Below are 14,620 nucleotides of genomic sequence, written 5' to 3' on the forward strand. Positions count from 1 at the left end.
CAAAAAACGTGGGAGGGGAATGAAGATGACGTTTTCTCAACTCGCGTTTAAAAACGTAAGTCGAAACATACGTGCATATGCCGCTTATTTTTTAAGCAGTGCATTTTCAGTTATGATTTTCTTTTTATATGCTTTATTTATTTATCATCCTGATATAGATGGACAAGGTGCTATTCGGCAAGGAATGCTTGTTGCGGAGTACATTATTTATTTCTTTTCTTTTTTCTTTATTTTTTACTCCGTTAGTTCATTTTTAAAGGTTAGGAATAAAGAGTTTGGTATTTTTGTTATTCATGGTATTACAAATTGGCAATTGGTACGGATGATTTTCCTTGAAAATATGATCGTTGGCATAAGTGCTCTTATTAGCGGTATTGCTTTCGGATTTATATTTGGAAAGTTATTTTTTCTGTTAGCAAGTACAGTGATGGGATTGGAAAGTTTGCCATTTTATATGCCATGGCAAGCAATGAAATTAACAGCTGTTGTGTTTTTAGCATTGTTTTTCATTGTTGCTTTTACGACAAGTTTATTTGTGAAAAGTAAAAAAGTAATCGCGTTATTAAAGGGGAATAAGAAGCCAAAGCCTGAACCGAAAGCTTCTATTCTATTGTCGATAATAGCGGCGATTTTAATAGCTATTGGATATATGTTATCTTTAACAGCAAAGCCTGGCGCTGTCGCGTTTTTACTGCTTCCCGTTGCAACTATTGTAATGATTGGCACATATTTTTTATATACGCAGCTTAGTGTATTTATCATAAAGTTTTTAAAGAAATGGAAGCCTATCTATTGGAAGAAAACGAATTTATTCTCATTTTCTATGTTGGCATACCGTATGAAGGATAATGCACGTATGTTTTTTATGGTAACGATTGTGTCGACAGTTGCTTTTTGTGCCATTGGAACGTTTGCTGCTTTTATAGAAACGCAAAAGGGCGAGTCGATGAAGAACATTCCATTTGCATTTAGTTTGATTACATATAATGAACACCAAGGACAGAAAGCTCAATATGAAAAGAAGATTGAAGATACCTTTCAAAAGGAAAATATTATATTCCAAAAAGTAAGTGCACAGTTGAAGTTTCAATCTATTCCTAACCATGTGCAACCAGCTGTAATTATGAGTCAGGATAATTATAATAAATTTGCAAAGCGGCTCGGATATGAAACGGCGGTATTAGAGGGAAATAAGGCGATTCGCGTTCCTTCTTTTATATTGGAAAGTAGTGTTGTAGATAATTCTAAAGAATCAGATGTAGCACTGAAAGAAAGTGGAAAACAAATTCATGTTTCTTCTATGTTAAAACAAAATATTTTTTCAGGTGGTGTATTTCCTGGAAAGATTTTCGTTGTTTCCAATGAAATGGAACAGCAAATGACAGAAGTAGAGAAAACAGCGAGTTATACAGGATATACAGTAAAGGGTTGGGAAGGAACGACGAAAGTAGCAGAAAAATTAGAAAAACGACTGAATCAAGAAGGACAGTATGAATTTTCATCACGTGTGATCACTTATAATAAGATTAAAGAATTGACAGGCATTATTCTATTTATCGGATTGTTTGTCGGAGCTATTTTTTATTTATCTGCCGTAAGCTTTTTATATTTCCGCTTGTTTACCGATTTAGAAACAGATAAACAATATTATCAATCACTATTAAAACTTGGTATGGATGAAGTGGAAATGAAACAAATTGTAACGGTGCAAATGGGCGCGTTATTCTTTATTCCGATCGTTATAGCTGTTTTGCATACGAGTGTTGCTCTTACAGCATTGCAAACACAATTTACGACACCAATTCTTCGGTCTTCACTAATCGTCATCGGGCTATTTTTACTCGTTCATATATGTTACTTTTTATTATTAAGAAGACGCTATTTTAAACAATTGAAAAAGCAAATTATGCGATGAAAACGGCGATGTTACTGAGTAACATCGCTGTTTTTAACTTTAATATAATATGTGTATAAGACACTGCTATTTTGTTTGTGTTAAAAATTCGTGCAACAGGAATAATTTTCTTATTATGATTTTACTAACAATGGGACAATGTTATCGATGCACGGATCAGTTGACTGTTATCGATTTATATAACATGAAAGAGAAAGTATAAAGGGGAAGTGGGAGTCTTATTGCCCGCGAATAGCGGGATAAATAACAAACCGGACTTCTTAGAGAAGTCCGGTTTGTTATGCTGCCACTTTTTTATGTGTATGCTGCCTTGTGTATCGTCCGCGCATTTTATAAGCAATTTGTGGAATGGTAATCCCAATAAGGATAAGAGTAACTCCAAGCCATTGTGAAGTCAGTACGGCTTCTTTTAAAAGAAGCACTGACATGATTGTTGTAACTGGAAGTTCAGCAGCACCTAAAATTGTTGCTAAACCAGAACCGATCTTAGGAATTCCAATTGTAAAAGTAATAGTTGGAATGACAATACTAAATGTTCCTAATGCTAACCCATATTTCCATAGTCCACTAGTAAGTGTGCCGTTAAATATAAATGTGGGTGGGAAAGCAATCATTACTAATGTTAATGCACCTGCCATAAGCGTTACACCACGAGGCAATGCCGGGACTTCTACTGCTACTCTTCCGCTCACAAAAATATAAAAAGCAAATGATACCGCTGATAATAACCCGAAGAAAATGCCTTTCATGTCAATTGCTCCTGCTGATTGTTCAAGCAATCCACTTGAAAGAAACGTTCCAACAAGTAAGAAAAGTACAGAAATCAATTTTTCTCTAGAAGGTAATGTTTTTGTTGCAACTGCTTCAATGATAATGCCGATCCAAACGAATTGAAATAGTAAAACAATACCGATTGAAGCAGGTACCGTTTGTAATGAAGCGTAATAAAAAATACCAGTTAAACTAGCTGATGTTCCTGCAATAAATAAAATAATCATTTGTTTAAATGGTACACGATGTCTCGAAAATAATAATGTAATCGCAAGTAAAATGAGCCATCCGAACAAATATTGACTGCCGATTACTTCTCCAAGCGTAAATCCTTCACTGTATGCAAATTTAACAAAGATTGCCAAAATACCGTAACTACATGCTCCTAATAAAACGAGTAATGAATAACGAAGCATCTATATCCCTCCGATCATTTCTATATAAATCCAAATTAAAAACCTGACATGAAACTTTTGTAACTACTCAGTCACTCTATGAAAAAAAAGGCAGAAAACTACTTTCTTTTTAGGGTGGCGAGAGCAACTGGCCGCGTGTTGGAAAGTTAAGTTGGATTTATTTGTCCCGCTATTCGTGGGCAGTAATACTCCCGCCTCAAAATTCAGCGAAAGCATTGTCTAGCTTCAGTGGCTAGAATGTTCGGTGGCTTCGCTTCTTCCTGTGAGGTAAAAAACACCTCTACGTCAGAAGCTCCATCCCCCTCACATTCTGAACGAGCCACTTCCGCTCTTCTTTGTTGTCTAGCTCTAGCGGCTAGAATCTCCGGCCGTTTCCCCCCCCTCGGCCGAGGCAAAAAGCGCCTCTCCGCCCTGTGCGTGGGCGTCCTGCGATTCTGAGTGAACCGCTTCCGCTTTTCTTAAGAAGTTAGGAGGGAGATAAACTGCCCATAAAAGCCCGATTGGTTAGGGCTAATAGTCAGTGGGGGATGAAGAAAACTCCCACTGATTAAAGTTTCACTTTATATGGTAATTATGTTCAAAAACGAACAAACTTAGCTAGATGGAAGTATACAAAATTAAAAATAGAGGGTCAACTGAAAGAAAAGTGTGACATTTTATAGAATAATAATAAAATGATGATATTTATGCATAATGATGAAAAAAAGAGAAGAAATTCCTTGAGAATATAAGGAAAATGTGAATATAACTTTCATAGTAAAAAAATATTTTTTAATAGTAAATGAAGTGAAATATAAATAAAGTAACCATATAAATACAAATTGAAAAAAACGATATAAAACCCTCTTTTTTTAGGTTGGCGAGAGGGTCTGGCCGTGCGTAGAAGCGGTCAGTTCCTGTTTCTGCCACGTGCAAGGGTTAAAACAAATGGATGAAGCGAGTGGAGGTTATGTTTTTGTATGACAGTAATTGATATGTTGCAAAATCAAAAAGGACTTATATGTAGATATGCAGAATAAGATTTTGATATATTCATAGTGATAATAGTATGTTCACGAATTTTTTATGGTATTCGCTCTAGATTTTGTTACAATAAGTTGAGAAGAAAGGAGGCATAATATGCAAGATATTAATATGTTTTTAGCATTTGGAGCAGGTTTTTTGTCGTTCATTTCTCCATGTTGTTTACCGCTCTATCCAGCATTTTTATCATACATAACAGGCATGTCCATTTCTGATTTGAAGGAAGAGAATGCAATGCTTCGGAAACGGAGTATGTTGCATACTGCATTTTTCTTAATTGGATTTTCAATAATTTTTATTGCAATCGGTTTTGGAACAAGCTATGTCGGGAAGTTTTTTGTAGATTATCAAAATTTAATTCGTCAATTAGGAGCAATTTTTATTGTTGGTTTCGGCCTTGTTATAACAGGAGTGTTTAAACCGACATTTTTAATGCAAGATCGCAAAATTACATTTAAAAGCAGACCGAGTGGCTATTTGGGCTCTACCTTAATTGGGATTGCATTTGCTGCCGGATGGACGCCTTGTACAGGGCCGATTTTAGTATCGGTTATTGCGCTTGCTGCAACAAATCCGCAATCGGCGATGTTATATATGATTGCTTACATACTTGGTTTTGCAATTCCATTCTTTATTTTATCGTTCTTTATTACAAAGATGACGTGGATTAAAAAACATAGTGCAACGTTCGTTACAATCGGTGGTTATATTATGATTGCGATGGGAGTATTACTATATTTTAATGGACTTACAAAAATTACAATCTTCTTTTCAAATTTATTTGGTGGATTTAAAGGATTTTAGTTTTTTTTGTTGAAAAGTTTGGAAATACTAAAAGAAATACATATGATGATACCATATTTTTGATATTTCCAAAACAAAGGATGAGTGCGAATGAATTTAGCTCTTTTATCAAGTATTATGGCAGTTTGTATGGCTGTTGGAGTCATTTTTATTCGTTTGAAAGCAGCAAAGAAACCAGCAACTTTGAAAAAGATTGTTCTGCCACCAATCTTTATGAGTACAGGAGCATGTATGTATCTGCTTCCTGAATTTCGCTTAACACCATCAGAAATAGTAGAAGCAATTATAGTAGGATTAATATTTTCAATCTTTCTTATTAAAACGTCAAAATTTGAAGTACGTGGACAAGAGATTTATTTAATACGCTCTAAAGCGTTTATCTTTATATTAATCGGCTTACTTGTTGTTCGTATTGTATTTAAATCATATTTAAGTCAGTCAATTGATGTATGGCAATTAAGCGGAATGTTTTTCTTGCTTGCGTTTGCAATGATTGTATCTTGGCGCATTGCAATGTTTCGTTCCTTTACAAAATTGCAAAAGGAAATGAAAAAACAAGAAGAGTTTTATAATGAGAAAGATATGAAGTTAACATAAAGAGTGAAAATCTTATATGTATGAAAAACAGCGTCTAATAGGCGTTGTTTTTTTTTTTTATGGAATTTTATGTTAATATATCGAGATGAATATTTTAAATTTTTTGGTTATTTTTAAAAAGGGATATTCTTCTATAAAAAATTTAAATATGGTAATTCGTCTAATTTCGTATGTTATGTAAAGGATGGAGAAAATGGGTGCACACAGAAAAAGAAATATTACTTTCTTTTGGAAATATGTAAAAAAACAAAAACTTGCCGTATCGCTTCTTTTGTTAATATCAGCGGTTAATATTGGACTTTTGCTCATAAATCCTCAAATATCAAGATATTTTATTGATGAGGCAACAAAAGGGAATGGAGGCAAAAATTTAATAGTTGCTACTTTGCTGTTTATTTTATGTGCTTTTCTAGCACAGTTACTTAGTCTTGTAATCGTTTATATAGGAGAGAAGGTTGCTTGGAAAGCTACGAATGATATACGAACTGATTTAATTACGCATTGTATAAATTTAGATATGTCATTTCACAAAGAAAATAAACCAGGCGAATTATTAGAAAGAGTAGATGGAGATGTATCAAAATTATTTGATTTATTTTCAAAGATATTTTTAAATGTACTAAATAATTTCATACTTTTATTAGGAACTTTAATTATTCTCTTTTATGAAAATGTTCTTATTGGTATAAGTCTTACCATTTTTGCCATTTTTGCAATAGTTCTTTTATGGAAGGTAAAGTCAAAGACTGAAAATCATTGGGTAAAATCGAGTGAAGTAAATGCAGAGTTAAGTGGATTTATAGGAGAGAATATCTCCAGTACAGAAGATATTGCTTCTAGTGGTGCGAGAGAGTATGTGATGGATAATTTTTATAAATTAAACAGGAGAATATTCCCTGTATTTCGGAAGGCTAGATTAACGTGGGCTACTATGTGGTCAGTAACAATCACAATATTTGCTGTTGGAACGATAATCGCTTTTTCAGTATCTACATATTTATGGACAAAAGGTGTTATAACAATTGGAACAGCTTACTTAATATTTAATTATACACAGATTTTAAGAAGACCAATTGAGCAAATTAGAGTGAATATTCAAGAATTGCAGGTGGCAGGGGCAAGTTTTGTGAGAGTAAATGATTTATTTATGACAAAATCATCGCTGAAGTATGGAGAAGAAACATTTGATTCTTCAAAGCCATTACATATAAAATTCAATAATGTAGATTTTCAATATAAAGAAGGAATAGATGTATTAAAAGATGTTTCTATTCAAGTAGATGGCGGGAGAACTCTTGGTGTATTAGGTCATACTGGAAGCGGTAAAACGTCGTTAGCTCGACTTATTGTAAGAATGTATGACATAAAAAGCGGAGAAATATTATTAAATAATAAAAATATAACATTAATAAGGGAAGAAGAGATTGTAAAAAATATAGCGTATATAACGCAGGACGTTCAAATATTAACAGCTACAGTTAGAGATAATATAACATTGTTTAAGAAGGCCATTAAAGATGAAGATATTATAAAAACTATATACGAATTAGGGTTTCAAGATTGGTATGAAAGCTTACCCAATGGATTAGATACTTATCTAGAACTAGGCAGTAAGAGTTTATCATCTGGAGAAGCTCAGTTATTATCATTTATTAGGGTGTTTCATAAGAATCCAACACTTATTATTTTTGATGAGGCTACATCAAGAATGGATTCTGCGACTGAGCAGCTTATTGATAGTGCTCTAGATAAACTTGTAAAGAATAGGACATGCATTATAATTGCACACAGACTGTCGACTCTTAATAGGGCACAAGATATCTTACTTCTTGAGAATGGTAAAGTAGTCGAATTTGGGGAAAGAAAAACACTTTTAGAAGATGAAAGTACGAAATATCATCAGTTGCTTCAACGTGGTGTAGAAGAGGTGCTTGTATAATGGATCAGAACATAAGAGAGAGTCAATTTTTATGGAGCTTGATCAAATATAAACCAATTCTTTACACAGTAATTATTTTGATGGAGTTTGTAATAGGAAGTATACCAATTATAGAGGGAATACTTATTAAAGAGTTTTTTGATGTTATTGGTGGGAAAAGTACTTCTATATTTGGTATATATGAGCTAATAGGGCTTATGGGAATAGTCGCATGTTTTCATATATTTATTATGTGGGTATATTTTAACAAAACAGCTACACATGGATTTTATATAAATACATTACTAAAAAGAAATATGTTAAGTTCCATATTAAAAAAACATGGTGGAAAAGCAATCAAAACCCCTGTAGGAGAAGTTTTAAATTCTTTTAGGGATGATGTGTCGCAAATTGGAACATGTATTTCTTGGTTACCTACAATAATAGGACAAATGATTCGTGCGTTAGGATCTATTGTTATCTTATTTTTAATTGATGATAAAATCACTGTATTTGTTTTTATACCTCTTGTGATCGTGATTCTATTAGCTCAGAAGTCTGAAAAAAATATCGAAAAAAATAGGGAAGAAGGTAGAAAAGCAACTGGAACTGTGAATGCAGCTATAGGAGAAATATTTGAATCTATATTGTTAATTAAATCATCGGGTGCTAAAAAGGATATTATGTTGAACTTAGATGAATTAAATCAAAGAAGACATAAGGCGATGATTAAAGATTCTATGTTAACCCAATTAATAGATTCAATATATAATAACGTATCCAATATAGGGACAGGGGTAATTTTACTTTTGTGTGCAAATTCAATTAGTACCGGTCAATTTACTGTTGGTGATTTTAGTATATTTGTTTACTATTTAGTTTTTATTACTGATAGCATTGAGTCATTAGGGAATTTTATTGTTTATTTTAAGCAGACGAAAGTCGGATACCGTAACATACTGACTCAAGTTAATATAAGAAAAGAGCCGGAAATTTTAGTTAAACATAAGGAAATCTTCTTAAAGAATGATCAAGAGCATTTTTCTAATGTAAAGGATGAACAACGTCAGATGACGAGATATGATGAAGATCTAGAAAAGGATTTAAAAGTTTTAGAGGTAAAGGGATTGACATATCAATATAGTGGATTGGAAAGTGGAATAAAGAACATAAATTTCACTTTAAAAAAAGGAGAAATTTTAGTGATTTGTGGACGGACAGGATCAGGAAAGAGTACGCTTATTAAATCACTAATTGGACTTTTACCGATGGATTCTGGAGAAGTATATTGGAATGGAGAGCAAGTTAATGATGTAAAGCATTTCTTTTCCCCACCAATTAGTGCATATAGCGCACAAGTTCCCAATCTTTTTAGTGACACTGTGAAAAATAATATCCTTCTAGGAGTACGGGAAGAAGAGGTAGATTTAGAAACTGCCATAAAATCTGCTGTTTTAGAAAAGGATATTGCTAAATTAGAGAATGGATTAGATACAATGATAGGATCAAAAGGGACTAAACTATCAGGGGGACAAATTCAAAGGGTCGCAGCTGCACGTATGTTTGTAAGAAATCCGCAACTGCTAGTTTTTGATGATATTTCCAGTGCACTCGATATAAAAACGGAAACATTATTGTGGACAAGGTTAATTGCTAATAATAAAGCGAGTTGTGTCATTGTATCTAATAGGAGGATGATTCTTGAAAAGGCAGATCAGATCATTGTTTTAAAGGATGGGATTATAGAAGCTCAAGGCATTTTAGATGAAGTACTACACACTTCTAGTGAAATAAAATATATTATAGATTAAGTAGTTTAATGAAAAAGATTGCCTGTAGAATTGGCAATCTTTTTCATTAATAAAGTAAAGAATAGATTTATCCCGCTATTCGTACATCAAGATTGCGAGGGAAGTGAAGAGATTGGCCTAGGTAACCTATTTTGTAAGCAAAGATCTGTAATTAGAGTAATCAATTTGCTTTTCATTTAATTTTTTTATTAAAAATTTATGATCACGCTTTGGAGTTGCTATAATATATCCTTTGATAATTAAATCTTCAGTTATTTTCGGTGCTTTTTCTTCTAAAGCTAACTCGCCGATTTTACCGGCAATTTTCGATTTTGCAACATCGCGGAAAAGTTCAGGAACTGGACTGACAAGTTCCTCTAATAATTGTTTTTGCTCTTCATCCCATAAGTGCCGTGTTTCATTAATATAATGCTCTTCCCAATCTAAAATAGACATACCATCTTCTTTTGGTAATCGTTTTAAGAATTTTCGGAACATGAAATATCCACCAATGGACATAAGTCCTAGTAAAATTACCGTCCAAATGACAATGAACCAACTGAACCACCCTTCGAGCAAGTAGAACCCTCCTTTATGCTATAAATAAGTTAAAAACCCGATAGAAAAAACTCCTTCTTTTTTTAGGGAGGACGAGTGCATAGAAGCGGTCAGGTCCTTCTCCTGCCACATGCGAAGTTTCAAACAAATGGGCAAGCAAGTAACTGTCATGTTGTTTGAAACGTAGCAGTATTCCTTTACTAGTATTATAAGCAGTGAGATTGATAGAAATCAAGAACGCTTGGTCATTGTGACCAAGCGCCCTGAGTTAAACGAAATATACTTGTTCAACACATAATATCTCATTATCATCTTCTAAATATTCAATGATAAGCGTGCCAACTTTGCGATCTTTGTCATCGGTAGTGAAAATAGAGTAAGAGGTAAAGCGTGCTGCTGATAAGCCGCTAATATGTGTAGGAAGGGCAATGTATTCGTTGTCTTGAAAGAAAGTCATAAGTTCAATGTCTTCAAGTTGTTTGCGATTTTCAACTGCTAATCCAGTATAACGCTTTTGTAATTGTTTCAATGTTTCGTTCCATGATTGTATCTTTGTGTCGTATACCATTGTTCAAACTCCTTACTGTATGTAGTGAAAAGAACATATGTTCCTGTATAGTATACTCCTTTTGAAAGAAAAGGGAAAGCAAAAAATAATGTAAGCTTGGACTTCCAAGCTTACATAGCGGAAAAATACGTTCAATATAATCTCTGTTTTTTATTATAAGACAGATAGAAAAAGGAAACAAGGTGGTAAACGTCTTGCTTATTATTCTAAAAATTCCCTATAATTAATAGGGAAGATTTTTTATAGGGAGGAAAATAATGAAAACAATTGGACTTATTGGTGGAATGAGCTGGGAATCAACTGTACACTATTATCGGGTTATTAACGAAGAAGTAAAAAGAAAATTAGGAGGATTGCACTCAGCAAAATGCCTATTATATAGCGTTGACTTTGACGAAATTGAACGTTATCAATCAAAGGGTAACTGGAAACAAGCTGGTGAAGTATTGGGTGAAGCTGCATGTTCATTAGAAAAGGGAGGGGCGGATTTTATTGTCATATGCACAAATACGATGCACAAAGTTGTAGATGATATAAAAGCAAAAATAGATATTCCTATTTTACATATCGCTGATGCTACAGCTAATGAAGTGAAAAAGGAAGGAATTAGCAAAGTAGGTTTACTTGGAACAAAATATACGATGGAGCAAGAATTTTACAAATCTAAATTAGAATCGAACGGTATAAACGTGATTGTTCCAAATGAAAATGATAGAGAAATTGTAAATAAAGTGATTTATGAAGAATTATGTTTAGGAAAAGTGTGTCAAAAATCAAGGGATTACTACAAAAAAGTAATTGAGCGTTTAGTTTATAACGGAGCTGAAGGAATTATATTAGGTTGCACAGAAATCGGGTTATTGATAACACAAGAGGATTCTAACGTTCCATTATTTGATACGACTTTCATACATGCTGTTGAAGCTGTTAATAAATCTTTAGAAAATTGAGTGAATCCATCGAAAACTATGGAAATATCGCATACAGGTTATTTTATATTTAATTGTTTCAAAAGAAGTGCTACAAAAAAAGAATTTGATATAAGACAACGAAGCACATTTGAAGAACAAATGAAATTAATAGAAATAGAGAAAAGCTGGTATGAACAATTTCCGGTTACGTATTTGAATATAGATGTAAAGTCAGTAGAGGAAGTAGAGTATTGTTCTATAAAATGTTTAGAGGAGACTAGGATATGAGGAAAAAAATACTAGTTTTAATTTATCCTACTTTTGCAGAATTTGAAATTACAATTGCTACTGCTGTTTTGAAAGATTCTTATATAGTTGAAACAGTTGGATTAACAAAAGAGATTGTTGAAAGTGAAATAGGGTTACAAGTACAACCACATTATGAGTTAAGTGAGATATGTGTAGATGATTATGAAGGAATTATTATTCCAGGTGGCGATTTAGTACACGTAAAAGATTCCGAAGTATTATTTGAACTCGTACGTCAAATGCATAAAAAAGAGAAGCTAATTGCTGCGATATGCGGAGGACCATTTGTATTAGCAGTTGCTGGTATTCTACAGTATGTACCGTATACAGTCACATTAGATTATAGAAAGTTAGATTGTTTTTCTAAAACTCATTTTGCATACGAAGGTATAGTTCATCATAAAAACATTATTACAGCGCAAGGACACGCATTTGTTGACTTTGGACTTGTCATAGCTGAATATTGCGGGGTATATACAGAACATAAATCCAACTTTTATCGCGGGAAAAGAAACGTAATGATGGAAAGTATGTTGAAAGAATAATAGATTGACGGAAAAAAGAAAGCTGTCTTTTTCTAAAAGAGGCAGCTTTGCTAGTGTAGAACAATTTTAATTATTTCTTGCAACGATAAATCGTCACAGCCTTCGGATCGCGCCATATACCGTTATGATGTAATTTTACTATATAAATCTATCTTGATTTTTCAATGTGAAGATTGCTGCTATACAGAATAGAAGGAATCTGTACTTGTTTTCTCTCTTTGTTTGAACTCCGCACGTGGCAGAAAAAGGCCCTGACCGCTTCTATGCATGGCCAGGTGCTCTCGTCCACCTAAAAAGAATGATTTTATGTCGTGTTTTAATTTTGATTTATCTAAATCATTATAATTTAACCATTGACGATTTAAGCGTTTTCATATATTCTTAAATTAAGAAATATTTAAACTATTCAAAAGAAAAGAGAGAGTCACATGCTTCTTCATGGAACACAACGAATTGGTCGCATGGCGATGCTACTTGCACTTGCGGAGGAACAAGAGAGTCCAATTTTATCTATTCCAAAAGGATGGAAATATTGTACGGGAAAAGTTGGTTCAATGAATTCGCAAAAAGTTGTTGCTGCAATGGAAACAGCTGCACGTAGTAACCATGTTATTGAAACAGATGTTTACAGAGAAACACATGCGCTTTACCATGCAATTATGGAAGCGTTGTACGGAGTAACGAGAGGTCAAATTCAGTTAGCAGACGTTCTTCGTACAGTAGGGCTTCGATTTGCGATTGTGCGCGGCACGCCATACGACGGTGAGAAAGAGGGCGAATGGGTTGCTGTTGCATTATATGGTACGATAGGTGCGCCTGTGAAAGGATCAGAGCATGAGGCGATTGGATTAGGAATTAATCACATATAAAAAAACTGCCCATAGTTTATTAGTTAATAGGGGGCCTTACAACTTTTTAGGACATTCGTCTGTCTTAAAAAGGTAAGGCCCCCTTGTGCTGTTTAAAGGAGGAAAATCATGATCACATTAACTGGACATTCATTAACACTGCAAGAAATGAAACAAATTCTGTTTGAAAGGGAGCAGGTAACTGCTTGTCCAAATAGTATGCAAAAAGTTACAGAATGTAGGCAAGCGGTAGAACAGATTGTTGAAGAAGGTAAAGTCGTTTACGGTATTACAACAGGTTTTGGGAAATTTAGCGATGTATTTATTCAAAAAGAAGATGTAAAAGCACTTCAACATAATTTAATTCAATCTCATGCATGTGGTGTTGGTGAACCTTTCTCTGAAGAAGTGTCACGCGCAATGCTTGTATTGCGTGCGAACACAATGATAAAGGGGATTTCAGGTGTTAGACCACTTGTTGTAAATATGCTTCTTGAACTAGTAAATCGTCAAATTCATCCCGTTGTTCCGCAGCAAGGCTCGCTTGGAGCAAGCGGAGATTTAGCACCGCTTTCGCATCTTGCGCTTGCTTTATTAGGAGAAGGGGAAGTGTTTTATAAAGGTGAGCGTGTTCATACGATGATCGCTCTAACAAAAGAAGGATTAGAACCCATTACATTAGAAGCAAAAGAAGGATTGGCTCTAATTAACGGGACACAAGCAATGACAGCACAAGGTATTGTTGCCTATTTAGAAGCAGAGTCAATGGCTTATCAAGCTGAATTAATTGCTTCGATGACGATTGAAGGACTGCAAGGCATTATTGATGCATTTGATGAAGATGTTCATCTAGCGCGTGGATATAAAGAGCAAGTAGAAGTTGCCAATCGTATTCGTAATGTGCTTCATGATAGCAAACTTGTTACGAAACAAGGGGAACTTCGTGTACAAGATGCGTATTCACTTCGCTGCATCCCGCAAGTACACGGAGCATCTTGGCAAGTGCTAAATTATGTGAAAGAAAAATTAGAAATTGAAATGAATGCTGCAACAGACAATCCGCTTATTTTTGAGGGCGGTCAAAAAGTAATTTCTGGCGGTAATTTCCACGGACAGCCAATTGCATTTGCGATGGATTTTCTAAAGGTAGGAATGGCAGAACTTGCAAATATTTCTGAACGTCGCATTGAAAGACTTGTTAATCCGCAGTTAAACGATTTACCACCATTTTTAAGTCCAGAACCAGGTCTTCAGTCTGGTGCGATGATTATGCAATATGCAGCGGCAGCACTTGTTTCAGAAAATAAAACGTTAGCTCATCCAGCGAGCGTAGATTCGATTCCATCATCAGCAAATCAAGAAGATCATGTAAGTATGGGAACAATTGCGTCGCGTCATGCGCATCAAATTATTCAAAATGTACGCCGCGTATTAGCAATTGAAACGATTTGTGCGATGCAAGCAGCTGAGTATCGCGGTGTTGAACAAATGAGTGCGCAAACGAAAGCGTTTTATCATCAAGTTCGCCAAATTGTACCATCTATTACAAACGATCGTATCTTTTCAACAGATATTGAAAATACGGCTCATTGGTTAAAAACAATGAATTGGACAATGGACCGTTTAAATGCAAATACAACACTATAA

The 14,620-nt window shown here is 34.2% G+C and carries 12 protein-coding genes; 9 read left to right on the top strand and 3 right to left on the bottom strand.

Features of this window, described 5'->3' with window-relative positions:
• Nucleotides 1-25: 25 nt before the first annotated feature.
• Nucleotides 26-1,915: an FtsX-like permease family protein gene (locus H280_RS0115195; RefSeq protein WP_020061995.1), complete on the top strand. Its 1,890-nt coding sequence runs from the start codon at nt 26-28 to the stop codon at nt 1,913-1,915.
• Nucleotides 1,916-2,193: 278 nt separating this feature from the next.
• Here the strand turns inward: H280_RS0115195 and H280_RS0115200 are convergent, their stop codons facing one another.
• Nucleotides 2,194-3,102, bottom strand: a complete 909-nt coding sequence (locus tag H280_RS0115200; protein ID WP_020061996.1) for an EamA family transporter — start codon at nt 3,100-3,102, stop codon at nt 2,194-2,196.
• 1,119 nt (nt 3,103-4,221) lie between these two features.
• On the opposite strand from H280_RS0115200, the gene H280_RS0115210 reads away from it, so the two are divergent.
• From H280_RS0115210 to H280_RS0115225, 4 genes are all read left to right on the top strand, one after another.
• Nucleotides 4,222-4,929 carry a cytochrome c biogenesis CcdA family protein gene (locus H280_RS0115210; protein WP_020061998.1) on the top strand — a complete coding sequence of 236 codons (708 nt, stop codon included), beginning with the start codon at nt 4,222-4,224 and terminating at the stop codon, nt 4,927-4,929.
• Between the two features lie 90 nt (nt 4,930-5,019).
• The gene (locus H280_RS0115215) at nt 5,020-5,526 is read left to right on the top strand and encodes a CcdC family protein (protein WP_020061999.1); all 507 of its coding nucleotides are present in this window, start codon (nt 5,020-5,022) and stop codon (nt 5,524-5,526) included.
• Between the two features lie 193 nt (nt 5,527-5,719).
• Nucleotides 5,720-7,465, top strand: coding sequence for an ABC transporter ATP-binding protein (locus H280_RS0115220; RefSeq protein WP_020062000.1), 1,746 nt, complete (start codon nt 5,720-5,722; stop codon nt 7,463-7,465).
• Nucleotides 7,465-9,255: an ABC transporter ATP-binding protein gene (locus tag H280_RS0115225; protein ID WP_020062001.1), complete on the top strand. Its 1,791-nt coding sequence runs from the start codon at nt 7,465-7,467 to the stop codon at nt 9,253-9,255. The genes H280_RS0115220 and H280_RS0115225 overlap by 1 nt, the downstream gene beginning before the upstream one ends.
• A gap of 126 nt (nt 9,256-9,381) precedes the next feature.
• Here H280_RS0115225 and H280_RS0115230 read toward each other — a convergent pair whose 3' ends face one another.
• Entirely contained in the window at nt 9,382-9,813 is a 432-nt protein-coding gene (locus H280_RS0115230; RefSeq protein ID WP_020062002.1) for a DUF2621 domain-containing protein, read from the bottom strand.
• A 247-nt stretch (nt 9,814-10,060) separates the two neighbouring features.
• Nucleotides 10,061-10,360, bottom strand: a complete 300-nt coding sequence (locus tag H280_RS0115235) for a hypothetical protein (protein ID WP_020062003.1) — start codon at nt 10,358-10,360, stop codon at nt 10,061-10,063.
• Nucleotides 10,361-10,617: 257 nt separating this feature from the next.
• On the opposite strand from H280_RS0115235, the gene H280_RS0115240 reads away from it, so the two are divergent.
• The 4 genes from H280_RS0115240 (at nt 10,618) to hutH (ending at nt 14,620) form a co-directional block, all read left to right on the top strand.
• A complete protein-coding gene (locus H280_RS0115240; RefSeq protein WP_020062004.1) occupies nt 10,618-11,310 on the top strand; it encodes an aspartate/glutamate racemase family protein in 693 nt (230 codons plus the stop codon).
• Between the two features lie 245 nt (nt 11,311-11,555).
• The gene (locus tag H280_RS0115250) at nt 11,556-12,125 is read left to right on the top strand and encodes a DJ-1/PfpI family protein (RefSeq protein WP_020062005.1); all 570 of its coding nucleotides are present in this window, start codon (nt 11,556-11,558) and stop codon (nt 12,123-12,125) included.
• A gap of 428 nt (nt 12,126-12,553) precedes the next feature.
• Complete coding sequence (gene hutP, locus H280_RS0115255; protein ID WP_020062006.1) at nt 12,554-12,994, top strand: hut operon transcriptional regulator HutP; 441 nt, start codon at nt 12,554-12,556, stop codon at nt 12,992-12,994.
• A 108-nt stretch (nt 12,995-13,102) separates the two neighbouring features.
• Complete coding sequence (hutH, locus tag H280_RS0115260) at nt 13,103-14,620, top strand: histidine ammonia-lyase (protein WP_020062007.1); 1,518 nt, start codon at nt 13,103-13,105, stop codon at nt 14,618-14,620.

The organism is Bacillus sp. 123MFChir2 (genome assembly GCF_000383235.1).
Classification (GTDB): Bacteria; Bacillota; Bacilli; order Bacillales; family Bacillaceae_G; genus Bacillus_A.